Origin of the sequence: Bartonella sp. CR84HXZ (assembly GCF_042194535.1) — a bacterium.
Taxonomy (GTDB): domain Bacteria; phylum Pseudomonadota; class Alphaproteobacteria; order Rhizobiales; family Rhizobiaceae; genus Bartonella; species Bartonella grahamii.
Window position 1 is genome coordinate 1 of the sequence record NZ_JBHIMY010000006.1, and the last position, 22,833, is coordinate 22,833.

Genomic DNA, 22,833 nt, shown 5'->3' on the forward strand with positions numbered 1-22,833 from the left:
AGCGCTATCCGTTCATCCGCTATGTTTTTAAACAGATTATTGAGCTGTTCGTGAAGCACATTCAGATCAATAATATCCGCTGTCTCAAAGTTAATCCCTTCAAGTTTAATAACGCTCATGAGAGCGCGTGAATCCAGCGCAATGATGTGTTTATTGACATGGCGCACGTAAGGAATGATCGCCTCTGGCTGCTTTTCACGTTTGCGCTCTGTTGTGTTCATTATAATTCCTCATAATTACGAATTAATCGTAATGGAGAAATACTTCCCCCACCCCATAGACTCGAATTTCTGGCAAAAATAGATGTCTTTTGCCATGTCAGAAGAATACGAAATTTGTTATGGTCATGCTTTAGGATTTCCTTGAATATGAAATGCGTCGTCACACCAAAGGTGATAAGAAAAATATTGCCTGTCATAATGAACAACATCATCGTTCCTATCGCATTTAAGCCCATAGCTTCCACCGTCACGCCTGCAATCATTGCAGGGCGCGTGCAAGCAAGAAATAACGTATCTTCTGTTAGCTTATCGTGCTCTTTCATGGCTTTGAAAGGCTAGAGTCAAGCGAATTAAGACATAAACATTGATGCGATTTGTGGTGCACCAAAAACAATGCCGATGCCAACACAAACAAAGAAAGCTTTACGCATTTCAACATAACCAGCAATCCATGCAAGCCCAATACCAGCAACCGCAATGGTTGCAATCGATTTTGCAATGTTTCCTGTTAAAGCTTTGACTAATTTATCAAGAGCAGTTTCAACTTTTCCAAAGTCACCTGCGGCAAATGCTGGCTCACTCAGTGCGATGAAGGCAATAAACAGCATCAATGCTGCTGTTAACCATTTCTTTTGTGTGTTGGATAGAGTAGTTTTTGGTAAGGTATGTTCATTAATGAACAAATTATTCATGTTTTTCATGAAAATTTCCCCGCTTTATGTTTAAGTTGATAATAAGATTAATATTCAAAATATTAATCAGGAATCATATAAATGAAAAAAATAAATTTTTCTATCGATAAATTAACAATATTTAATCTTTTCTTAATTAATAAACAAAAAATATACTAATATTCAAAATGATACTTTTAAAATATCTTAAAGCATCGCCTAAATATATTGTCTTAATTTATATTATTATTTTGGGATACTTTTATTTCAGTCAACATACTGAAAAACTTATGCAATCTTCTTTTTTTAAAGTGCCAGAAAAGACAATAGAAAACCTTGTTCAAAATCCGAAGTCACAATTGATAGATTATGCAAACCAACAAAATGTGATGTTACATCCAGAACCACTCGCATCACAATTTTATGAAGAAAATGTGCCGGTTTATTCAGGTGCTATACAGGTTACAAGTGGTGTGACCTTTAAAATGATTACGCTTGTGGATGATGGATGGAGAAAAAAGATTATCCGTGATATCCGCTTATATGGTGTGGAAAGCTGTGAAATGAGGCAATTTGCCTCACGCAACGGAGTTAAGTGGCCGTGCGGTGCTTTTGTTACTGCTTGGCTTGTCTCAAAAACAATCGATAAAAAGGTTACTTGTCGGCAAGCACGTGTCATTCAACAGGTTCATTATGCACAATGTTTTGTGGATGGGGTTGATCTGGCACGTTTGGGGCTTACAGAAGGGTTAATGGTGTTAACACAAGATCAGCATAATTTTCCATCTCCAGCAGACTATAAAACTCTACAATCTGCTGCTCAAAAAGCACAAAATGGCTTATGGTCGAGCAAATTTCAACAACCAGAAGATTGGCGAAGAGATCACGGGAGCTATAATCCTATTGACCATTATTGATAAAACGTCCTCTCAAGCGCTATTTAAAAATCAAGGCAATATTCCACTACGAACTTTATCAGAAAAAAGTTAATCATAGTCCACACAGTCCTTGGTGGACAACTCTCTTCAGTAAAAATTGTTGTGTTTAAAGCTCGTGTATGCATATAGGTTGCTTACTACAGCGCTATGTAAGAGCGCGTTTCCTTCCCCTAAACAGAATAGTCATTGTAACAAACATGAGTGTTCAGAAAAATATGAACACATTCAAATAGATGACGTGACCTTCGGTCATGAAAAAAAGGCTTATGAAAAAATAGAGAAAAGCAGAAACGAACTATCTCTATCTTCAAAAAATACTACATTGCTTCAAATCAAACCAGAATTTTTAATGCAAGCATTGCCTCATGTTGCTATGTTCATGAAACATGGATTGCAATCTGAAAGAGATTTAATCGGATCCATGGAATTTTTAGCGAAAATGAAAGGGATTTCCTTTCAGGCACTTGAAGAAGCTAAAGAGACTATAAGAAAAGATGTGCTTTCTTTTGCTATAAAAGAAAGCACATTGGGGGATTAGAGTGACAGCTTTACATATTTTACTTTGAAAAGCGGTCTTTTTTACCTTTTTTCCACAAAAAATAAGTTACAAGTCCCAGAATGGGAACTCTCAATTTGGCAAAAGGGAAATGTTGACTGAGAGCTGCAAGGCTGGAAACGGTTGCATCTGTCATTAGTTTTTGGCGTTGTTCTTCTGTCTTTTTTTGTTGGTCATAGCGTTGATAAGCCTTGAAAACCCGACTGATGATAAGACCTAATCCTGCAAGAGAAAGACAAATTAAAAACATGATACTCGCAGCGGCAAGAGGCTTCATAACAGAACATAACGCAATAAAAACGATGATACATAAAAAAAGCAAAGACATGAAGAATGAAATGCCAATAAACCCATAGCAAATTGCTTGAAGGCGTACTTGCTTGACAGTGCTTTTAAGCCCTCCACCGACAAGATGGTTTAAAAGAGGAGCGATAAACTTATGCATTGCTTAACGACGCAGTAATTGAGAAAGAATAAAACCAACCCCTGCGGCAAACAAAACGCTTTTGCCAGGATTTTTGCGAACGCATTGATTCATGGTTTGTTCAAGATCACTGATTTTGTCTTTTGCTTGAGACATCATGTCTTCACCACTTTCTTTCGCTGAATGATATAGTTTTTCCGCTTTGTCTTTGGCGGCGTTAAATTTGTTTGCACCAAGATCTGTCAGGGTTGAGGTAATCCCTGAAATTTCAGTGCGTAACTTTTCTAATTGTCCTTGTAGGTCTTTTTCTTCTACGGCTGTTTTATTGTGCTGTGTTGTTTTGTTCTGAGCCATGATATTCTTTCCCTCTCTTGATTTATTATATTTGTATTGGTGTGTTCATAGTGATCATTTGCATTGGAGTGAAAATTTTCACTGGTTGAGTAACGCCAAAAGTTTTTTTTGGTTCCTTTCATTTTGTCGAATTTAAAACTGTTTTTGATAAAATAAATCTTTCCTATACGATAGGCAATACCCGTAAAGGATTGCATCCGTTGAAAATTGTCTTATGCTTTTGCAGGAAGTTAGCACCATTCTTTAGTTTCTTGTGGCGCAGTTTTTTATAAAAGTTTTTTTAAAAGCGTGTTAAGATTTATTTTTGGGCTTGTGACAGATAACAAACATAGTTTTTGCGATTTTACGGCAGAAGTAATGTCATTTTTATGCTTTTGCAGAAGAAAAAGAAAATAATATTGTTGTTCGTTGCTCTCTATGTATTTGGGGGCTAAACGAGCACTCCCATTATACTTGTGGTCAGTTTAAGATATTGCGATAGTTCTTTTTTTTAAATGTAAGGTATATTTTTATTTTGGGATAGGTGGTACTTCAGTGCACTGGTTGTTAGAGATGTGCATATCCTTTTCTTCAAGAGTTTTATGATATTTTTGCTGCTTATTCTCTGCAAGTAAATATTTTGTTGGGTTTAAAAGAGCTGCTGAAATGAGAGAAGCTTTGCGATATGAGGGATTCATTCAACAGAAACGATGATAAATTATTCTTATAAATTAAAATATTATATGCAATACTCCTTGCGAGTCTATCATTTTGCCAAATTTATGTAATAAATTGATTGGCTAAGATCAACTTGTTGAATTGTTAGAGACAAATTTCTTGAGTGATTTCTTTAGAATAAGAGAGAGCTTGTGGAATAAAACTATACTTGATTTATCAAGTTTTCTTTCTTAAGAGGAATGCGAAAATGACGTTAAAAGGGTAGTGGCATTGTGGAACAGCGATGCTGTGCGGGGTGACGATCCAGCTCATAAAAAAGATAAGACCATAAGAATGTGAGATAGAAATGGAATCTGAAACAGTACCTTTAGATAATATGTCTGCTGTATTGACAGCGCATGATTTTTCTCCTTTTTCTATGTTTATGGCTGCTGATTGGGTGGTGAAAGCCGTTATCATTATTTTGTTACTTGCTTCTCTTATGTCTTGGACAATTGCTTTTGTGAAAATTATTGAGATCACTTTGGCAAAACGAAGAGTACGTCATGAACTTCAATTGGTTCTTAATGCTCAGACTCTTACACGTTTGGCAGCTAGCTTGAAAGAAAGCAAAGGGGCTGGTGTGTTTTTTCTCAAAGAAGTCCTTAAAGAGGTGTATCTTTCTACACAACAGGTTCATTTTTCTGCTCCTGAAGGGATAAATAAAAGCTCTGGGGAAAGAACCGGTGCAAGGGAAAGTGCACAAACGCTTGAAGACATTCTCTTTTATGAGGAGAGCAATCAATATGAAGATGTTTCCCGCGATGTTCGCGATGTTAAGGTTCGCGATGTTCATGAAGGTTTAAAAGAAAGGGTTCATTCGCTTTTGTCACGCTGCTTGTTGGCTGCTACACGCCGTGTTGCATGTGGAAGCACTGTTCTTGCAACCATTGGCGCAATTGCTCCCTTTGTTGGTCTTTTTGCAACTGTTTGGGGCATTATGAATTCTTTTATTGGGATTGCTCAGTCTCAAACAACGCGACTTGATGTGGTTGCTCCTGGGATTGCTGAAGCCTTATTCGCAACAGCTATTGGGCTTTTTGTAGCTATTCCCGCCGTTGTTATGTATAATAGCCTCATGCGTGCTTTGAATGGTTATCGCAATGATTTAGGCGATATCGCTGCGGCTCTTGAAAGGCTCTTGAGCCGTGAACTTGATAGACAAAGACAACAGAAAAGTCATAAAAAATGAAAGCAAGCCTTAATAATGATTGGGATACAGATGAGAGTGGGTTGCAAAGCGAAATCAATGTGACCCCTTTTATTGATGTTGTATTGGTGTTGCTTATTGTTTTTATGGTTGCTGCACCTTTGGCAACATCTGTCATTCCCGTTCAGCTTCCTTCTATAACTCAAGTACCTTCAGTGGTTCAGTCTGATGAACCTCTTTATGTTACGTTGCAAAAAGATCGTTCTCTTTACATTGGTGATCATCTTGTAGAACAAGCAGCTTTGAGAGAAGCTTTGTTGAGGGAAACTACGCAAAATTTAGAGACAAAAATTTTAATCAAAGCCGATAGCGAAATTGATTATGGTGCTGTCATCGATTTATTAAATCAAATACGCATGGCTGGATATAATAAAATCGGTCTTGTAGGATTGCAAAACTCTACCAATCTTACCTCAAAAGGTGTGATCAATAATAAAACCACAGGGGTAGCGGACGCTACTGTCGATGGAGCGGGTGGTAACGTTGTGGGGCATGTGGATGCCGTAACAACGGGCAATGCGGTAAACGCTAATATTTCAGGAGCTGCTTCTGACCAGTGATAAAAAACAGCCTTTGTTGCAGGAAGCAAAGCATATTACTCAAAGTCGTAGAGTGAAATTGATGAGGGTTTTGTCGTGGATTTATTAAATCAAATACGCATGGCTGGATATAATAAAATCGGTCTTGTAGGATTGCAAAACTCTACCAATCTTACCTCAAAAGGTGTGATCAATAATAAAACCACAGGGGTAGCGGACGCTACTGTCGATGGAGCGGGTGGTAACGTTGTGGGGCATGTGGATGCCGTAACAACGGGCAATGCGGTAAACGCTAATATTTCAGGAGCTGCTTCTGACCAGTGATAAAAAACAGCCTTTGTTGCAGGAAGCAAAGCATATTACTCAAAGTCGTAGAGTGAAATTGATGAGGGTTTTGTCGTGGATTTATTAAACCAAATACGCATGGGTTTGATATTACGCAGGGGGTTCATATATTGAATCGGTTTTGTAGGATTAAGCTCTACTAATCTTGCCTCAAGAGGTGTGATCGAGAAAAACAGCAGGAGTGGTTGTTGTGTGTCTTAATACATCTTAAAGCCCTTTTTGCGACGGTGTTCATAAATGGTATAACGGTAAAGCCCCCGTAAAATAATAAAAAATCTATTGAACCTCACTATCTTTATGCTTAACAAAAAAGCAAGCGAGCACCATTATAGTATTTATATTTTCTCCCCATGTTGTGACAGTACTTAGTACAAGTATTCATTATAGGTATTTTTCCAGTTTTTATCTACATGCCAGCCACATTTGGAACGTGAGAGACATGCTTTTGATTGATGTAATATAAATAGATTTGCAATGAAAAAATCTTACAGTATTGAGTTTTCTCATTTAAGTTGCAAGATAATTAATTATTATAAATCAATATGATGTATAGACTGTGGACATTACAAGCGGTATGTGGGCTCTCAATGATTAATGCCAATGTTTTTGTTATGGGGGAGGGGTGTCCGGTGATAACGAAGTTTTGTATAGCGCAAGAAACGTAATTGAGAGATGATTGTTTAGAGGTTCCGTTTAGTAAAAAACTTTGAGAGCACATGCGCACTCCTTCTACACTTTAAAAGCCCAAAGGACTTCCAGTGAAAGAGTGGTTGCGAGTGTTATATTTTGAGAGTAGCGATTTTTCAGAGCTTCTTAAGTATGCCCCGTTGAACCAAAACCTCCTGTTCCACGGCTCTCGTTATGGCTTTGAGTATTTTGCTCTGGTTCAATGGCGCAAACATTGACTTGGGATACGGGAGCGATGACTGTTTGGGCAATGCGCATTCCCCGTTGGATAGAAAAGTCTTCTTGTCCTAAATTGATAAGAAGGACTTTGACTTCACTTCCGGATAATCACACTCAATCGTTCTTGGAGTGTTGAGGCATGTGATGGCGTGTTTTAAGGCTAAGGCAGAGTGTGGATGGATGCGTGCTTCAAGCCCCCCGTGATAAATGAAAAATGAGATCTGTTGGAATAAGTGCCCGCTGCCCAAGGGCAAGAACAAGCGTTTCTTCTTTACCAATTGCTGTTTGTAAATCCAAGACCGGCAGAACCAGTCGTTGCGTAGTGAAGAAGTTTCCTTGTCCCAAGCGCAAGACGCTGAACAAATAAAGTCAGGGCATGTGAAGATTGAGAAGAGACAGAGGAAGAGTAAGGATGATTGTTTAGAGGTTCCGTTTAGTAAAAAACTTTGAAGGCACATGCACACTCCTTCTACACTTTAAAAGCCCAAAGGACTTCCAGTGAAAGAGTGGTTGCGAGTGTTATATTTTGAGAGTAGCGATTTTTCAGAGCTTCTTAAGTATGCCCCGTTGAACCAAAACCTCCTGTTCCACGGCTCTCGTTATGGCTTTGAGTATTTTGCTCTGGTTCAATGGCGCAAACATTGACTTGGGATACGGGAGCGATGACTGTTTGGGCAATGCGCATTCCCCGTTGGATAGAAAAGTCTTCTTGTCCTAAATTGATAAGAAGGACTTTGACTTCACCACGGTAATCACTATCAATTGTTCCTGGAGTGTTGAGGCATGTGATGCCGTGTTTTAAGGCTAAGCCAGAGCGTGGACGTATTTGTGCTTCAAGCCCACGTGATAAATGAAAAATGAGACCTGTTGGAATAAGTGCCCGCTGCCCAGGGGCAAGAACAAGCGTTTCTTCTTCTCCAATTGCTGCACGTAGATCAAGACCCGCAGAACCAGCCGTTGCGTAGTGAGGAAGTTCTAAACCTTGTCCGTGTGCAAGACGCTGAACGGATAAAGTCTGGGCATGTGAAGGTTGAGAAGAGACAGGATGATTGTTTAGAGGGGCGTTGGTTTCAGTGTGCGACATGATCAAGGCATTTCCAAAATATGAGGTCTAGAAAGAAATGATACTTTAACAAAAGACATCCATAAAACCAAGTCGATAAAGGTTTGTTAATACAGGTTGTCCCCAGAGCTTGCTGATCTAGAATATTCCAAAACACCATCTGACACCAATAATGGTATTTTTCAATAATGGCATCATCAATGACGGCTTATGCCTAGGGACATGCGCTTATTTGAGATCTAAATTATGTTTACAGATAAGATTTTTTAGATACTACCGATAAGAATACCCGTGGCAAAAACCAGAGCACCACCAATGATGACCTGTAAAGAAGCGCGCCAAAAGGGAGTTGACATGAATTTGTTTTGGATCCAGACGATTGCGCCTAGTTCGAAAAAAACAATGATAAATGCAATAACTGTCGCTACATAAAAAGAGTTGATCAAATAGGGAAGAGTATGGCCCAACCCCCCTAATGTTGTCATAATGCCGCTGGCAAGACCTCTTTTTAATGGCGAACCACGCCCTGATAATTTACCGTCATCGTGGGCTGCTTCTGTGAAACCCATCGAAAGTCCTGCACCAATAGAAGCTGAAAGCCCTATCAAAAAAGTTTGATGCGTGTCTCCTGTGGCAAAAGCTGCTGCAAAAATGGGGGCAAGGGTAGAGACAGAGCCATCCATTAATCCTGCAAGACCTGGTTGAATCCAAGTCAAAAGTGTTTGTCTTTGCGTTTTCGAAGGTTTTTTTACGGTGTTATTTGCCACTGTTGTTTTTTTAGAGGGATGGCTGCTCTTGCTTTTTACAAGAGAAGTTCGGTCACATAATGAGCCGATAGTGTTTGCACGATTATGGCAAGTAAGGCACAAAAGTTCCTTATAATTTTCAAGCTCTTGAAGCCCCATGGCGGTAAAAACCGCCGCTTCCTTAGAGGAATAAGATTCTAGAGCTTTTGCATATTTCAAATAGAGCGCTGCATGCTGCTCTTTTACTTTGAGCGCTTGAAGCATCATTTTTTGTGCTGAACGAAAGAACAGAGCTTTACGTTGTACAAATGAAAAAAACGATCTCAACATTTTCTGTTCCTCTGCACTTTAGAATAATTCTAAAACATAAGAAAAATAAACCGAAAGTCAATCTAAAAGTTAAAAACTGACAAATTACAAAAAGGTTGCACTGAGAAAAAAGAGTGCTGGGAAGTCAAGAAAGCAAAGGAGATTTATCAAGAATAATGGTCACATGAAAGAAATGATTGCGTGAAAAAATTAAGAGACAATGTGCTTTATTTTGCTAAAGGGGCGTTCCAAAGAAGTGTTTCAATGTATTGATGCTCGAGAATGTAGGGAAAGAAATAGGCTTGGCGTCATCATTCATTTTATGCGTTCAAAAGACTGTAACAGCTCTTGGAGTTTGAGATGATTCTTTAAAAGAGACCTTTTTCAAGGGATAAAAGCCCATTTCGCGAGGGGGCCCCCGTGAAGAGTATAGAAGGGTAGAGCGATAAAATTTCCATGAAATAATATAAACTCCATTGAGTCTTCTTAATCTTTACGCTTCGTAAAAGAGCAAGCCGGCATCATCATACACCTTAGCTCCCAGTGTTGCGACAGTCTTTAGAAAGGTTCATTATAGACATGGCATTTTATTGTACAGTTTTACGCCACTCGATCCCACTTGTGGAGATGTAAGCCGGTATTCTTATGGTATTTATGCGCATTTTAGCGTTGTTACAGCTTTTGCATTTAGGTGGATTTGTTAGCGTGTAACGAATTATCTTTTGTGCTGTAATTGCAGGGACAGATAAAGGTGGGAGTGCATACAGGTTTAAGGGTGGGAGTGCATAAATGAAAGAGACATTATCATATCAAATTGTTTGATCACGCATAAAAATTTATGCTTTATGAAGGGGCATTTATCGCCTTGTAACTTGCCTGATATCTTGCATGAAAGCCCAAAATTCAGTAGGATTCTCTCACTTCAAAACTTCTTATATTGAAGCAATTCAAATCATTTTCTTGTGTATCACAAGGATGGGTGTGGTTGTGGGATTATTAAAAAGTGTGATAAGTTGCAATGTGAGGGGAGTATAATCTCTGTGTCAGTGAAGGAGATTGCTCTTAGCATTTTGAAAAATATGTTAAGTTTCGTAGAAAAAGCGGGGAATATATGGAAATTAATAAAAGTTTAGAATGGTTTTTACGTTCTCAAAAAATAACAATACTGCAGGCAGCGTTATTGATAGCGGGCTTGAATCCACTCATATGTAAATTTCCCGGCGAATATAGCCCTGAAGACAGTGATATTTACGAAGGAGAGGAGCGAGTACCGTTTGATAAAATTGCTTTGTTCCGAGCTGTTTATAGTGACATAGTAAGAGAAGCAAAAGAGGGAAAATTAAGGGTAGAATGGTACTATCTTAGTGGTTTTCGGGTGGGGCATTTGAACGATCCTATTGCTGAATATTCTTCTGTTTCCCTAGATGATTTGAGGAAATGGCTTTCATCGCGTGGTGAGAGACCTAAAATTCTTTTCCCTGAGGATGATTCTCGTGACGTTAAGGATCAAAAATATGCGTTTCAAGATCCAACGCATCCACGTTATGCTCCAAAGCTTGGAGCGGTGGTTGCGGCATGGGAAGCGGTGAGTGAGGCTGAGGGTGGTAAAACTGTTAAAGGAACGCTTATAAAGTGGCTTAGTGACAATGCCGTTCAGTACAAGTTGGTGGATGATAATAATTTACCAAGAGAGAAGCTCATTGAGGAATTAGCGGCTGTTGCGAATTGGGAACCTACCGGAGGGGCTCCTAAGACACCTGCCAGCTCTCTTTTATCAAAAGAAAAAAAATAAAAAGATCACTAAAATTGTGCTGTTTTTTTGATAATTTTGAAGATAATCTCTTTTTCTGGGGGAGATTTTTACTTTTCTTCCCTAGATTATAAGTAATTGTTTTTCAGTGAAAATAATTTTTATAGTGTTCCTCTGACGGTTCAGACGGGGAAAATAGATATTTTGGGGCAGTAAAATTTACCCTGTAGTTTTCGTAACTTACCTCTCTATTTTTGTTTGATTTTTTTGGTCATTTTTAAAATCCGTTGTCAATTTAAGGAGTGCAACATGATTAAAGTTAATCTTTTTTTTACTATGCGTAAAAGTGTGAAAATTTTTCGGGGAAATGTACGGATATTTGGCAATGTGTTGCGGATGAGGTGGTACATAAATCGTTTAGAATAGGCGTATTATCGTGTTGGTTAAAGTTTGAATGATTGCTGTTATTCAAATAGTCGAAGTTGAGCGTTGTTACAGCTTTTGCATTTAGGTGGATTTTTTAGCGTGTAACGAATTATCTTTTGTGCTGCAATTTCAGGGGTAGGTTTAAGGGTGGGGGTGCATAAATGAGAGAGAGATATTATCATATCAAACAGTGTTCAATTTATCGCATTGCATTTGTGTGAATATAGCTGATCAAATTTTATTTATCATGTAGAGTGGGGAAAAGTTAACAATATTAATTGAATATAAAAAAAACATAAACTGTAATCTGAATTACAGTTTATGTTATTAAGTATTAAATAAGCTTACTGTTTAAACTGTATTTAAGTGAAACGTTGTTTAAACGAGCATCCACGCACTGTCCGCAAAAGCATCAAATGCTTTTTGACCCGGTGTACGATAGGGAGCCCGCTTTTTAGAAAATAACCATGAAAAATACGCAATAAGACCCCAAAGTGCTGGTGCAAGTCCCATCATAACTCCTACCTTTACAACACCTTTTTTAAAATCTTGTTCAGTGCTTTGTGTTGAAATATGATCCATAATCATATCAATAGCTTTAACAACTTTATTTTCTTTTGACACTGTAGAAGCAAAATTAGAACCTTGAGAATGACTATTCAAATAATAAGCATTAGCTTCCAAAACCTGTGAAAAGAAAAAGGCTATTGTAACAATATATAACGCGATTTTTTGAAATATTTTCATTATAATGATCCAAATTTAAAAGATTTAATCAAAAAAGTTTTTTCATTACACTCTTTAAACAAAACAAAAAAAGCACCGTGGCATCCTATGATGCATAATTTCATTATGTGTTTAATGTGCTGTTAATACAAAGTGTTTAATTGCACATTTTGTATTATATTTTTATGTAATTTCCATAGTTTATTGATTCTGTCAACTTTTCAATTTTAGTTTTTAACTTAAATTATAAGCTGTAGTTTTTTTGTTAATTTAGAAATAAGTTTAAATTATATTATTGTTTTTATTGTTTTTATTGTTTTTATTGTTTTTATTGTTTTTATTGTATCATCTGTTTTGGTAAGTCGTAAACGCAATTCTATATTATTAACGGAGATATTTTAAATAAACAAAATGTTTTTTAAATAAACAAAATGTAGTTTTATTGTTGTGTAAATGACATATGTTCTGTATGAATTTTTCAAATTTCATAGCATTTTATAAAAATGCTATGGATTATTGATGCAATTTTTAAGATATATTGCGGTGTGAAGTAATCGTTTTTTGTTATATCATAAAAACACTATTTTGCGGTGGGGTGATGTAAGTTCTGTGTTCAGTGTTATCGTTACCAATCGGTTATCATATGGTAAGTAAACTAATATTATTCAGATTATATAAGCATTATTAGCTCTCTTTACAGAAATAGATGCGTTCAAAGATGAATGGAGTATTCTGTGTAGTCTTAAAGCGTTTGAATCATTAAATGCTCTTTATTTTTCTTTTCAAAAATGCTGGCTTTTTCATCCGCTTCATCCGTATTGAGGGACGTAAATAAACAAGTTGTGAGGTCGAATATCTTTTGGTAAATTGAGCGATTGAACACTTCAAGAGCGCGAAGAACAAGGGATTATTTGTTATGCCAAATTATGAAATTTTTTTCAATCTTGGAAAGATATTCCCATTGTGGCAAATCATATAAAGTTTAAGCAACGGCAGCACGGTTTTTTGTGCAATGAAATGATAAATATGTACAACATCACGGTAATCTCCGTGGGAAACTTTACCGGATCAACAGTACGGATAGTGTTTTCTGCTTACCCCAAATCGCAGATATTTCAAAACAACAACGGTGGAGAATGAATGTTGGATATGTTCTAGGGAAGGTTGCAAAAAATGGCTAAAAAGTTCTCAAAAAAAATACCAAAAATGACGAAAGGAGCGGTTGCCCACTCCTTCGTTCCTATCTCCCCTTTCGGGGAAGCGGCCACCATTACTGATGCCGTATATGGTGATACATATACGCTTATTTTTTTCAAAAGTCAATAGTGTAAATGCGGTAAATGTTTGAGCATCAGAGCTACAACTTTATGAAAATCTTCGCTGGATAATCTTGGAACAGTACGTGAGCAACTTAAACGACTTACAGAAACTGTTGTGACATAATTGCAGATAATCCATGCTTTTTTATTTTCTATGGGAGATTGTATTGGATACGCAGCGGGATTATTGGGTTGTGATTTCGTTGAAAAAGGTAAAACTGTCACATTTCCATATAATTTTGCATTCTTAGAAAGCACTAAAACAGGCCGCTTTTTCCAAAATTCAGGGAGTATCGAATCATGAGGAAAATCGCACCAAAAAACTTGTCTGATGCGTGGTGCCGATTTGATTCGTGGTTTTATGTGAGGTGGTTTTTTGTAAGGAGCATTTAAATCTCTTTCTCTTATATGCTCGCGCCATGCATTATAATCATGTTCCATCATAACACATGGTTCTTCAAGTTTGGTTATATCTAAGGAAATAGGTGATAGGGTAGAAGGCGCTGTGTTCTTATCTTCAGCCATAGCAGACCATTTATATTTATCGGTCCCCTCACTTATTATTTTACGGCTTTTCTACCACGAGTTTTTATCAAAATGTTGCTCATAAGTACAGAGAGGTGAAACCATAAAATGGATATATCTGCTTATTTTTGTCTTTTGCGTACAACGCTAGAGGAGGGATATTGGTGATAGGTGGGTTGTTGGGTTGGTTTGGCGGTGGGTGGTTTTGGGTGGTGATTGGTGACTGGAGGGTTGTTGGTTTAGGGGGAAGCGATTGGAGAGAACGAGTGCACGCGGCTTCATTTCTATTTTATGGTTAGAGTTTCTTATTGCTTGAAAGGAGTCCTTTTGAGGCAACATAAAAACTGATAAGCATGTAAAATAGACTAGCAACGACATTCCAGCCGGCAAATGAAAGAAAAAGAAAGCGTGCGGATGCTTCAGAACAAGAAGGGGGATGAATGTTGTTTAATTGGTTAAGAAGCTGGTTAATGTCTGAGGTTTTTCTCACTGCGCTTAAACCACAACTGAGGGGGGCTGCCCAAAAGCCATATTCAACACCTGCATGATAAATGGCTAAAACAAGGCTTATACACATTAAGACAAAAACACACAAAAATAAAAGTTGTATCCAAGCAGACATGCGAAAAAAACATGCCCCAAAACCTGCTAAGAGCAAAAAGGGTATGGCACCATAATAGGGAAAACGCTCTATGAGACACAAATCGCAAGGAAGATACCCTCCAAAATATTCAAAACCAAGGGCAAGACCTATTGTAGCGGACAAGCAAAAAGCGAGAAAAAAAGCCCATAAACTTTGTTCTTTTCTGCTGGGTTCAAGATGAAGGTGCTTGTATAAAAGTGGGTGAGAAGACAAAACGCACGCCATTAAGTCTGTTCCTTATAAAAGCTTTTTGTTTAAAAAAGCTATGAAAATCCCATAAATTAAAACGAGACTAACACAACCAATGAGAATAATCCATTTGAAATTCTGTACTAGAAAATTCATTGCTTTTTGCCCAAAATGTTTAATCAGCCACGCGAGAAGATAAAAACGAGCGCCTCTAGAAAAAATACAAATAAGAATGAAAAGTTCAAGACGTACACTCATTACACCGGCCAAAATTGTGACAATCTTGATGGGGGGAAGATGAAAAAAACCTGATGTTATCAGTAAAATGACTAGAAATTGCAGGGTTGCACTATTTTTCAGAGATTCAAAACTTTCAACCTTACCATAAATTTCTAAAATGGGTTTGGCAAGAGTATCATAGGCAAAATGTCCGATAAACCAACCGGCAATGCCTCCTAATACAGAACAGATAGTCGCAATCAAAGCATAGCGATAAACTCGCTTTTGATGGATAAGCAGCATCGGAATATATAAAACATCTATGGGAATTGGAAAAACAGAACTTTCAATAAAGGCAATGAAACCAAGCCAGTGTGGTGCAGTACGCCGATTTGCCAAAGAAATCGTCCAAAGCTTTAATTTGTTTAATATCATGAGGCTTTCTATAAATTTAAGAGGTAAAGACTTTACAAATGAGATTGTTATAAATCCGGTAGAGAAATCCAATAAAGAAAATATTTCATAAAACAGATAAGAAAATGATATGAATTCTTAAAAAATGAAAAGTCTGCTGTTGACGAATCTGTGCTTCTTCATATAGTGCAAAGGAATAATCGACAAGTCTGTATTTTAAGTACTGTCTTTTGTAGCAATGTGCGGGTGTGGTGGAACTGGTAGACGCGCCAGACTCAAAATCTGGTTCCGAGAGGAGTGTCGGTTCGAGTCCGACCACCCGCACCATCTCATAGAGATTTTCCTTTATCCTGTTATGGCGTATCATGTTAATTTATAAAACATGTGGGATTTATAAATAGTGTTCACTGTTTTGCATGTTGAATGAAAAACCTCGAATACCATAGGATTCTTTCATTTTAAGTTTGTTTATTTTAAGTTTATTTATAGTAAATTAACCGAAATCATGTCTTTTGTATATTGCAAGCTAGATGCGCTATTGTGGAATGAAATTTTACAAAATGTGGAATGAAATTTTACAAAAAATGAATAAAAATGCCTCTTAATAAACCGTTTCAAGGGCATCATTGGGGGGTAGGAGTATATGATGGATGGTGCCAGCTTGCACTTTTATCTTGCACTTTTATGAAGTGTAAAGATGATGCTCTATAGATTTTATATTCTTGTGGGCGTTGTTGCAAAATGGGCGTCAGGGTTTTGAGAGATGTTTCTTGAAAACACGCATGTGAATTACCAACCCAAGTGTCTTGGATTTGAGTGTGTTTGGGATTTGAGTGTGTTTGGGATTTGAGTGTGTTTGGGATTTGAGTGTGTTTGGGATTTGAGTGTGTTTGGTTTGGAGCGCTGTCGTATGACATGAGGGGCGTGATCCAAAAAAGTCCCGTGAGAAACACAAGCATGAGGCAATGCGTAAACTCCTTTCTTTAAAAGACAGAGCTGTAGAGGCCTAAAAGATAGTGCTTTAGAGGCTTTGAAAGTCGTAAAACCGAAGTAAAAGGAAATAGTAAGGTTGGAAATTGGTTTTTGCCTTGACAATTTCATATTCTCCCCAAATGAAGCTGTCTCCCCGTTACAGAAATTACATAAACAGAGAACCGCAATATCCTCTCTCTACTCTGGTATACAATAGCTGTAAACACTGTCATTTGAAGTGTGGTCATATAGGGTCTGTAAACTTCCTTGAAACGTTACAGTAATTTTTTTCAGTGTGTGTTGGATATTCTTAAGAGTGTTTGTTTTACTTTAGGTTTAAGGGCATTCCATGGGGAGGCGCCAAGAGGAGCCTGCCCCAAGAGTCCCCAAGAGTTGTTGTGTTTTTACAAACGGACATGATTTTAGAAATGGGTTTTAGAATCTTGATCCTTTGAGAGTGGGGAGGCAAGTCAACATCATCCTATAAAACTGCAATTGATGCACAATATCCATAGTTCTTTTAAAGAAACATTTCTTAATAACTGCTCTCATTTATTTTACGATGGTAGCCAGTGGTATGATGGTAAAGCTTTTATATTCTAAATGTATACATGAAAGGGGGAGAGGATAGGAGCTTGCTTTAAAAGAGGGAGAGGCTTTATTGTTTTGTGACGATTTGTTTACAGTTTAGTCTTGGTTTTTAGAATCTGCGTCTTTTTAGGAGGAAAAGAGGCATAAAAAAAACCCCGTTTTAACAGGGTTTTTTAAGAGTTCAATTTTTCTACAAAACTTAGAATTTATAAGCGATACCAAAGCGAACATCATGCGTTTGAGAAGAGATTTCAAGGTTATCGTCTGCAAATTTCTTTTTCAAAAAATCTGAATAACGATATTCTGTACGCATGATGATATTATCTGTCATTGCAAGATCAAAACCACCACCAATAGTGTAACCAAACATTGTTTTTGTTTTATCTAACACATCGCCAGAAGCAAAAACTGTCGAATCTTCTTGTGATTTTGATAAAAGTGACATGATATATTGCATTTGTGTATAGGCTATACCCCCTGCAACATAAGGCATAAGACGATGGGAAGCAAAACCAATACGCGCGCGTGCAGCACCAGACCATTTTTCTTTCAATGTTACACTGCTGACAACAATGTCACCATAGTTGGGTATCGTTTCATCCTGAGCTGCAGGTTTTACGATAGGAATCCCAGCTTCTTTAAAGGCAATGTTAATAGAGTCTAATTCATCTAGAATTTTCTTTCCATTGTCTGTTTGGGTGCTTTTCCTCCCAGACCAGACTATGTCCGTATCAAAACCGAAAACAAGGTTCTCTCCCAGATCAATATTAGAACCTGCATACAAACCTGCTCTCAATCCTGATGGTTTCGGTGATAAATCTCTATCAACCCAAGCCCATTTTCCGTCCCTGGCTTCTTTTGCGTAATCTAGAGTATTTTTACTGGAAAAATATCCAATTTGTCCTCCAAAATAAAAACCAGACCAAGAAAAAGGCGCAGAAACAGTAACCGGTGTGATACGTGACGATGAATCATTTTGCAATGAAACCTTCGGTTTTGATTGCTCAAAGATTACCGTATCTGCTGCTTGCGCTGTTGAAGTGGTAATGAAAGTGAAAATAGATAGTGCGATTAAATATTTTGTTTTCATAAAAACATCCCCAATTCATTTCGGATACAAATCGTATTATATACAAATTGGTTAAAAAAATCTATAGTTAATATCATTATGAAAACTAAAATACGTATAAAATCTATAATTAACCATATTAAAGTGTTTTTAAAACTTGTTTTCGTGCTATTATTCCGCGTTTTTCTTAATTTTTCAGGGTTTGTATATATTCCTTCAGTGTTTTCTATGTTTTAGAAAAAAATATAGTATAGTAAATAAGATTTTAATTTTTTAAAGAACCATTATTATATATATATTAAAAACACTCTTTGTTGTTAAGTTTTAAATATATTGTCTATAATGATTGATATCATTGTGCTTAATATTCAATTGATCGTAAAAAATACATATTGGCACCATCACATTCTTTGCTCGTTTCTGATATTGCGTAGCTTTGTATTGCGATAGCCTTTTGAGCACTTGAGAGGATGAGCGACTTTATTTCTTTATTTCTTTTTTTATCTATATGCCACTTTTGCTTATAACAATCCAAGCGAATAGTTTTGATTGATTGAATGGGATATGAAGAATAAGAAGGAGCAAAGTGCGAGAATCTGATGTTTCATGAGGTTTCTCATGCACCATGTAAAACGATAAATTCTTCTTTTCGTTCGCTTAAAGCCGGAACGTGGATGAGCGCCTAAAAACTGAATGTCGTTGGCAATTTTAAAGAGATTAGCGCGTGCACTCAGGTTTTTGTGGAAATGGGTGAGGGCGCCATGATAGGTAAATGCCTCAAATTTTTTGCGAACTGTCAAGGATATCCCTGTCAGAGAGCTGATTGTTTCAGTAAAGGCCAAAACCTTTCGGTGCATTGAGTTTTTCCAACAGCTGTTCCTCTATTGAGTACTTCTATCTTTACGCTTTATAAAGGAGACATCTCTTAATGCTTCCAAACCCATTTCATGACGGTGGCTCGTGAATGGTATAACGTTAAAGCCATTGAGCACCCCCATCTTTACGCTTCATAAAGGAGTAAATCGGTACTATCATTATATTTGCCTGCTCGTGGGTGTTGTGACAGCCCTCTCCACAATGTTGTGAAAGTCCTTGGCACTTGAGGCGGTTCATTAGAGGCGTTTTTAGTCCTTTCTTATCTTATACAATTTCTATCCACACATTCATATCGCCACACATTCACCTCACTTGTGATGTGCAAGTAAGTGATTTTGATTGATTTAACATGGGACAGATTTAAAATGAGAAAATCCTACGGTATTCAGGATTCTCATTCAATATGAATGACGCGAGATTATCATTATAGATAAATACATTATCTCATTGAGACAAGAGCAGAAATATGGACCAGAGCCTAAAATGAACGCTGTGGGTAATCGTTATCGGTCATCGTCGGGGTGTAAACACCCCGATCTTTTGACAGAAAGATTTGTTTTAAGACGTTTGCATCTTTTTTTAGTGAGTTGTTTATTGGGGAGAAATCATCTTTTTGGGATCAACCAGCCGGTCATAATCAGCTCCAGAAACGCCAGCTTTTATTGCTTCTGCGCGCAAAGTTGTATCATTTTTATGCGCTGCTTTGGCAATTTCAGCAGCTTTTTCATAGCCAATTTCTGGTGCAAGAGCTGTGACTAACATGAGTGAGCGCTCCATGAGCGAGTGAATATGAATGCGATTGGCTCGTAATCCTTGAATGCAATGTTCATCAAAAGAGCGCATGCAATCACCAAGAAGGGTAATTGATTGTAAAACGTTATAGCCAATAACAGGTTTATAAACGTTGAGTTCAAAATGTCCTTGGCTTGCGGCAAAGGTTACGCTGGTGTGATTGCCAAAAACTTGGCATGCGACCATGGTTAAGGCTTCACATTGCGTGGGATTAACTTTGCCTGGCATGATGGAAGATCCGGGTTCATTTTCGGGAAGACTGAGTTCCCCTAAACCTGAACGTGGTCCTGAGCCCAAAAATCGAATGTCATTAGCAATTTTAAACAGATCAGCAGCTAAGGCATTCAAGCTCCCATGGAAATGCGCAAGGGCTCCATGATGGGCGAGTGCTTCAAATTTATTGCTGGCAGTTTGAAACGTTATTCCTGTGAAAGCGCTCACTGTTTGCGCAAAAGCAATGTCAAAACCTTTTGGCGCATTTAGTCCTGTGCCAACAGCCGTGCCACCTTGAGCAAGCATGTGGACATCGGTTAGAGCATTTTCAATGCGCTGAAGATTGGCTTCTAATGCGGCACGATAGCCTGAAAATTCTTGTCCTAAGGTTAAAGGCGTTGCATCTTGGGTATGGGTGCGGCCGATTTTAATGATGTCTGCAAATTCTTGCTCTTTTTGTTTTAGTGTAGCAATAAGAGCTTCAAGGATTGGCAGTAAGTGTTGGCGTGTTTGCAACGTGGTGGCAATGTGAAGCGCTGTGGGAAAGGAATCGTTCGATGATTGACTCATATTGACATGGTCATTGGGATGAACTGGTTTTTTGCTTCCAAGTTTTCCTCCCAAAATCTTACTGGCACGATTAGCAATGACTTCATTGACATTCATATTGCTTTGTGTGCCAGAACCTGTTTGCCAGACGGAGAGTGGGAAATGCGTATCAAAATCGCCGGCAAGCACTTCATCGGCGGCGGCAATAATTGCTTTTCCAATATTTGCTGGTAGTTTTCCTTTGTCCATATTTACAACAGCTGCAGCTTTTTTGATAAGGACTAAGGCATAGATGATGGCAAGAGGCTGCTTTTCACTGCCAATATTAAAATTATGCAGTGAACGTTCAGTTTGTGCTCCCCAATAACGATCTTGACGTACCGAAATCGTTCCAAAGCTATCCGTTTCCTGACGTGTTTCAACCATGATAAGATCCTTTTTTGTTCACGGGTTCTTAAAAAAGCTAAATAACGCGAAAGTGCAATGAGAGGCAAGACTTTGAAGCTTCATTTAGAGAAATTATTTTATGGCTATTCTTGACATTAAGAGATGCAGATTTTATATCTAACTTATACTAGCACTCTCAAGCTATGAGTGCTAGCAAGAACTTTTAAGATTAATGCAATTATGTTCAGTTTTAAGGATTTAAAACATGGCTAATATACAATTCCGCCCACTTCACGACCGTGTCGTTGTCCGTCGGGTTGAATCTGAAAATAAAACGGCTGGTGGGATTATCATCCCTGATACAGCAAAAGAAAAACCTCAAGAAGGCGAAGTGATTGCTGTTGGCAATGGCGCTCTCGATGATAACGGAAAGCGTGTGCCTTTAGAAGTCAAAACAGGAGACCGTATCCTCTTTGGAAAATGGTCTGGAACTGAAGTCAAGATTAATGGGGAAGACCTCCTCATCATGAAAGAATCTGACATTATGGGAATTATGGGCTAATTGAAGCGCTTAACTTTTCATTGTGTACTATTTTGAGAAAACTCCAAGGAGAAATTAAATGGCTGCTAAAGAAGTCAAATTTGGCCGTGAAGCGCGTGAGCGTTTGTTGCGCGGTGTCGACATCCTTGCTAATGCTGTTAAGGTGACACTCGGCCCTAAAGGTCGTAATGTGGTGATTGATAAATCATTCGGTGCGCCTCGCATCACAAAAGATGGTGTATCCGTTGCAAAGGAAATTGAACTTGAAGATAAGTTCGAAAATATGGGTGCACAAATGTTGCGCGAAGTTGCTTCTAAAACCAATGATATCGCTGGTGATGGAACAACAACAGCAACTGTTTTAGGACAAGCTATTGTGCAAGAAGGCGTTAAAGCTGTTGCTGCTGGCATGAACCCAATGGATCTTAAACGCGGGATTGATGCTGCTGTGGATGAAGTGGTGGCAAACCTCTTCAAAAAAGCAAAAAAAATCCAAACTTCAGCAGAAATTGCACAAGTAGGAACTATTTCTGCTAATGGTGCTGCTGAAATCGGTAAAATGATCGCTGATGCTATGGAAAAAGTGGGCAATGAAGGCGTCATTACCGTAGAAGAAGCTAAAACTGCTGAAACGGAATTAGAAGTCGTTGAAGGAATGCAATTTGACCGTGGGTATCTTTCCCCTTATTTTGTCACAAATGCTGAGAAAATGGTCGCTGATCTTGATGATCCTTACATTCTCATTCACGAAAAGAAATTGTCTAATCTACAATCTCTTCTTCCAGTGCTTGAAGCTGTTGTGCAATCTGGAAAACCACTTCTCATTATCGCTGAAGATGTGGAAGGTGAAGCTTTGGCAACACTCGTGGTCAACAAGTTGCGTGGTGGTTTGAAAATTGCTGCTGTAAAAGCACCTGGATTTGGTGATCGCCGTAAAGCCATGTTAGAGGATATCGCAATCTTGACATCCGGACAGGTTATTTCTGAAGATGTGGGCATTAAACTTGAAAATGTCACTTTGGATATGCTTGGACGTGCAAAGAAAGTGAACATTTCTAAAGAAAACACCACCATTATTGATGGTGCTGGACAAAAGTCTGAAATTACTGCTCGCGTCAATCAAATCAAGGCTCAGATCGAAGAAACAACTTCTGACTATGACCGTGAGAAATTGCAAGAAAGACTTGCTAAACTCGCTGGTGGTGTTGCTGTTATCCGTGTTGGTGGTGCAACAGAAGTTGAAGTGAAAGAAAAGAAAGACCGTGTTGATGATGCTTTGAATGCAACACGTGCTGCTGTTGAAGAAGGTATTGTTGCTGGTGGTGGTACCGCATTGTTGCGTGCAGCAAATGCGTTGACCGTTAAAGGAAGCAATCCTGACCAAGAAGCAGGTATTCATATCGTTCGTCGTGCTCTTCAAGCGCCAGCACGTCAAATCGCAACCAATGCCGGTGAAGAAGCTGCTATTATTGTGGGCAAAGTGCTGGAAAATAATGCTGACACTTATGGTTACAATACTGCCACGGGTGAATTTGGTGATTTGATTGCTTTGGGAATTGTTGATCCAGTGAAAGTTGTGCGTTCTGCTCTCCAGAATGCGGCTTCAATTGCTAGCCTTCTGATTACAACAGAAGCAATGGTTGCTGAAGTTCCA

The 22,833-nt window shown here is 38.2% G+C and carries 22 protein-coding genes, 1 tRNA gene and 2 pseudogenes; 10 read left to right on the top strand and 15 right to left on the bottom strand.

From position 1 onward, the window contains the following. From ACFIKD_RS03935 to ACFIKD_RS03945, 3 genes are all read right to left on the bottom strand, one after another. Window positions 1-221: hypothetical protein (locus ACFIKD_RS03935; RefSeq protein ID WP_375647259.1), on the bottom strand; the 221-nt coding region annotated here is incomplete at its 3' end. Further along, window positions 221-544, bottom strand: a complete 324-nt coding sequence (locus ACFIKD_RS03940) for a type IV secretion system protein VirB3 (protein WP_375644477.1) — start codon at window positions 542-544, stop codon at window positions 221-223. The genes ACFIKD_RS03935 and ACFIKD_RS03940, both read right to left, overlap by 1 nt. A 27-nt stretch (window positions 545-571) precedes the next feature. Further along, complete coding sequence (locus ACFIKD_RS03945; RefSeq protein ID WP_375635557.1) at window positions 572-922, bottom strand: TrbC/VirB2 family protein; 351 nt, start codon at window positions 920-922, stop codon at window positions 572-574. Between the two features lie 158 nt (window positions 923-1,080). On the opposite strand from ACFIKD_RS03945, the gene ACFIKD_RS03950 reads away from it, so the two are divergent. Beyond that, window positions 1,081-1,809 carry a nuclease gene (locus ACFIKD_RS03950; protein ID WP_375647261.1) on the top strand — a complete coding sequence of 243 codons (729 nt, stop codon included), beginning with the start codon at window positions 1,081-1,083 and terminating at the stop codon, window positions 1,807-1,809. 151 nt (window positions 1,810-1,960) lie between these two features. After that, on the top strand, window positions 1,961-2,368 hold the full coding sequence (locus ACFIKD_RS03955; RefSeq protein WP_375635559.1) for a hypothetical protein: 408 nt from the start codon (window positions 1,961-1,963) through the stop codon (window positions 2,366-2,368). A 19-nt stretch (window positions 2,369-2,387) separates the two neighbouring features. Here the strand turns inward: ACFIKD_RS03955 and ACFIKD_RS03960 are convergent, their stop codons facing one another. Continuing rightward, entirely contained in the window at window positions 2,388-2,831 is a 444-nt protein-coding gene (locus ACFIKD_RS03960) for a hypothetical protein (protein WP_375635560.1), read from the bottom strand. A gap of 3 nt (window positions 2,832-2,834) precedes the next feature. Beyond that, entirely contained in the window at window positions 2,835-3,164 is a 330-nt protein-coding gene (locus ACFIKD_RS03965; RefSeq protein ID WP_273787730.1) for a YqjD family protein, read from the bottom strand. Window positions 3,165-4,167: 1,003 nt separating this feature from the next. On the opposite strand from ACFIKD_RS03965, the gene ACFIKD_RS03970 reads away from it, so the two are divergent. The 3 genes from ACFIKD_RS03970 (at window position 4,168) to ACFIKD_RS03980 (ending at window position 5,933) form a co-directional block, all read left to right on the top strand. Next, window positions 4,168-5,052 carry a MotA/TolQ/ExbB proton channel family protein gene (locus ACFIKD_RS03970; RefSeq protein ID WP_375635561.1) on the top strand — a complete coding sequence of 295 codons (885 nt, stop codon included), beginning with the start codon at window positions 4,168-4,170 and terminating at the stop codon, window positions 5,050-5,052. After that, window positions 5,049-5,630, top strand: a complete 582-nt coding sequence (locus ACFIKD_RS03975) for a biopolymer transporter ExbD (protein WP_375647262.1) — start codon at window positions 5,049-5,051, stop codon at window positions 5,628-5,630. Before ACFIKD_RS03970 ends, ACFIKD_RS03975 begins: the two co-directional genes overlap by 4 nt. A 75-nt stretch (window positions 5,631-5,705) precedes the next feature. Next, entirely contained in the window at window positions 5,706-5,933 is a 228-nt protein-coding gene (locus ACFIKD_RS03980; protein ID WP_375647263.1) for a hypothetical protein, read from the top strand. A gap of 834 nt (window positions 5,934-6,767) precedes the next feature. Here the strand turns inward: ACFIKD_RS03980 and dut (ACFIKD_RS03985) are convergent. The 3 genes and pseudogenes from dut (ACFIKD_RS03985) to ACFIKD_RS03995 all read right to left on the bottom strand — a co-directional run bounded on the left by dut (ACFIKD_RS03985) (window position 6,768) and on the right by ACFIKD_RS03995 (window position 8,999). Next, window positions 6,768-7,233 (bottom strand): annotated as a pseudogene (gene dut / locus ACFIKD_RS03985) (dUTP diphosphatase). A 180-nt stretch (window positions 7,234-7,413) separates the two neighbouring features. Further along, a complete protein-coding gene (dut, locus tag ACFIKD_RS03990) occupies window positions 7,414-7,944 on the bottom strand; it encodes a dUTP diphosphatase (RefSeq protein ID WP_375647265.1) in 531 nt (176 codons plus the stop codon). A gap of 245 nt (window positions 7,945-8,189) precedes the next feature. Further along, entirely contained in the window at window positions 8,190-8,999 is an 810-nt protein-coding gene (locus ACFIKD_RS03995) for a VIT1/CCC1 transporter family protein (RefSeq protein WP_375635564.1), read from the bottom strand. A gap of 1,090 nt (window positions 9,000-10,089) precedes the next feature. On the opposite strand from ACFIKD_RS03995, the gene ACFIKD_RS04000 reads away from it, so the two are divergent. Continuing rightward, a complete protein-coding gene (locus ACFIKD_RS04000; protein WP_375647266.1) occupies window positions 10,090-10,770 on the top strand; it encodes a hypothetical protein in 681 nt (226 codons plus the stop codon). Between the two features lie 762 nt (window positions 10,771-11,532). Here ACFIKD_RS04000 and ACFIKD_RS04005 read toward each other — a convergent pair. After that, window positions 11,533-11,901, bottom strand: a complete 369-nt coding sequence (locus ACFIKD_RS04005; RefSeq protein WP_375647267.1) for a hypothetical protein — start codon at window positions 11,899-11,901, stop codon at window positions 11,533-11,535. Window positions 11,902-13,199: 1,298 nt separating this feature from the next. Next, window positions 13,200-13,724: a type II toxin-antitoxin system PemK/MazF family toxin gene (locus ACFIKD_RS04010; RefSeq protein WP_375635568.1), complete on the bottom strand. Its 525-nt coding sequence runs from the start codon at window positions 13,722-13,724 to the stop codon at window positions 13,200-13,202. A gap of 161 nt (window positions 13,725-13,885) precedes the next feature. On the opposite strand from ACFIKD_RS04010, the gene ACFIKD_RS04015 reads away from it, so the two are divergent. Next, window positions 13,886-14,023, top strand: coding sequence for a hypothetical protein (locus ACFIKD_RS04015; RefSeq protein WP_375644483.1), 138 nt, complete (start codon window positions 13,886-13,888; stop codon window positions 14,021-14,023). Here the strand turns inward: ACFIKD_RS04015 and ACFIKD_RS04020 are convergent. Together ACFIKD_RS04020 and ACFIKD_RS04025 are read right to left on the bottom strand one after the other, a co-directional pair. Then, window positions 14,020-14,592, bottom strand: coding sequence for a disulfide bond formation protein B (locus ACFIKD_RS04020; RefSeq protein WP_015856908.1), 573 nt, complete (start codon window positions 14,590-14,592; stop codon window positions 14,020-14,022). The two genes, ACFIKD_RS04015 and ACFIKD_RS04020, sit on opposite strands and share 4 nt — an antisense overlap. A 12-nt stretch (window positions 14,593-14,604) precedes the next feature. Continuing rightward, window positions 14,605-15,210 carry a YqaA family protein gene (locus ACFIKD_RS04025; RefSeq protein WP_015856907.1) on the bottom strand — a complete coding sequence of 202 codons (606 nt, stop codon included), beginning with the start codon at window positions 15,208-15,210 and terminating at the stop codon, window positions 14,605-14,607. A 221-nt stretch (window positions 15,211-15,431) separates the two neighbouring features. On the opposite strand from ACFIKD_RS04025, the gene ACFIKD_RS04030 reads away from it, so the two are divergent. Further along, window positions 15,432-15,516: transfer RNA gene (locus tag ACFIKD_RS04030), tRNA-Leu, on the top strand. Between the two features lie 1,435 nt (window positions 15,517-16,951). On the opposite strand, the gene ACFIKD_RS04035 is transcribed toward ACFIKD_RS04030, so the two are convergent. The 3 genes and pseudogenes from ACFIKD_RS04035 to fumC all read right to left on the bottom strand — a co-directional run bounded on the left by ACFIKD_RS04035 (window position 16,952) and on the right by fumC (window position 20,677). Beyond that, entirely contained in the window at window positions 16,952-17,842 is an 891-nt protein-coding gene (locus ACFIKD_RS04035) for an outer membrane protein (protein WP_375635570.1), read from the bottom strand. Between the two features lie 641 nt (window positions 17,843-18,483). Further along, window positions 18,484-18,701, bottom strand: a pseudogene (locus ACFIKD_RS04040) (lyase family protein); the annotation flags it as partial. A 587-nt stretch (window positions 18,702-19,288) separates the two neighbouring features. Beyond that, window positions 19,289-20,677 carry a class II fumarate hydratase gene (gene fumC / locus ACFIKD_RS04045; protein WP_375635572.1) on the bottom strand — a complete coding sequence of 463 codons (1,389 nt, stop codon included), beginning with the start codon at window positions 20,675-20,677 and terminating at the stop codon, window positions 19,289-19,291. A gap of 226 nt (window positions 20,678-20,903) precedes the next feature. On the opposite strand from fumC, the gene groES reads away from it, so the two are divergent. Then, on the top strand, window positions 20,904-21,200 hold the full coding sequence (gene groES, locus ACFIKD_RS04050; protein WP_005774667.1) for a co-chaperone GroES: 297 nt from the start codon (window positions 20,904-20,906) through the stop codon (window positions 21,198-21,200). A gap of 58 nt (window positions 21,201-21,258) precedes the next feature. Then, a partial coding sequence (groL, locus tag ACFIKD_RS04055) for a chaperonin GroEL (protein ID WP_375644485.1) occupies window positions 21,259-22,833 on the top strand: 1,575 nt, incomplete at its 3' end.

Bases quoted from the DNA above. Each gene is read 5' to 3' on its own strand.
- ACFIKD_RS04000 (WP_375647266.1), top strand. From the start codon at position 10,090: ATGGAAATTAATAAAAGTTTAGAATGGTTTTTACGTTCTCAAAAAATA.
- ACFIKD_RS03965 (WP_273787730.1), bottom strand. From the start codon at position 3,164: ATGGCTCAGAACAAAACAACACAGCACAATAAAACAGCCGTAGAAGAA.
- ACFIKD_RS04010 (WP_375635568.1), bottom strand. From the start codon at position 13,724: ATGGCTGAAGATAAGAACACAGCGCCTTCTACCCTATCACCTATTTCC.
- ACFIKD_RS03970 (WP_375635561.1), top strand. From the start codon at position 4,168: ATGGAATCTGAAACAGTACCTTTAGATAATATGTCTGCTGTATTGACA.
- fumC (WP_375635572.1), bottom strand. From the start codon at position 20,677: ATGGTTGAAACACGTCAGGAAACGGATAGCTTTGGAACGATTTCGGTA.
- groES (WP_005774667.1), top strand. From the start codon at position 20,904: ATGGCTAATATACAATTCCGCCCACTTCACGACCGTGTCGTTGTCCGT.
- ACFIKD_RS03995 (WP_375635564.1), bottom strand. From the start codon at position 8,999: ATGTTGAGATCGTTTTTTTCATTTGTACAACGTAAAGCTCTGTTCTTT.
- ACFIKD_RS03960 (WP_375635560.1), bottom strand. From the start codon at position 2,831: ATGCATAAGTTTATCGCTCCTCTTTTAAACCATCTTGTCGGTGGAGGG.
- ACFIKD_RS03975 (WP_375647262.1), top strand. From the start codon at position 5,049: ATGAAAGCAAGCCTTAATAATGATTGGGATACAGATGAGAGTGGGTTG.
- ACFIKD_RS03945 (WP_375635557.1), bottom strand. From the start codon at position 922: ATGAAAAACATGAATAATTTGTTCATTAATGAACATACCTTACCAAAA.
- ACFIKD_RS03950 (WP_375647261.1), top strand. From the start codon at position 1,081: ATGATACTTTTAAAATATCTTAAAGCATCGCCTAAATATATTGTCTTA.
- ACFIKD_RS03940 (WP_375644477.1), bottom strand. From the start codon at position 544: ATGAAAGAGCACGATAAGCTAACAGAAGATACGTTATTTCTTGCTTGC.
- ACFIKD_RS04005 (WP_375647267.1), bottom strand. From the start codon at position 11,901: ATGAAAATATTTCAAAAAATCGCGTTATATATTGTTACAATAGCCTTT.
- ACFIKD_RS04025 (WP_015856907.1), bottom strand. From the start codon at position 15,210: ATGATATTAAACAAATTAAAGCTTTGGACGATTTCTTTGGCAAATCGG.
- ACFIKD_RS04035 (WP_375635570.1), bottom strand. From the start codon at position 17,842: ATGAAAACAAAATATTTAATCGCACTATCTATTTTCACTTTCATTACC.
- dut (WP_375647265.1), bottom strand. From the start codon at position 7,944: ATGTCGCACACTGAAACCAACGCCCCTCTAAACAATCATCCTGTCTCT.
- ACFIKD_RS04020 (WP_015856908.1), bottom strand. From the start codon at position 14,592: ATGGCGTGCGTTTTGTCTTCTCACCCACTTTTATACAAGCACCTTCAT.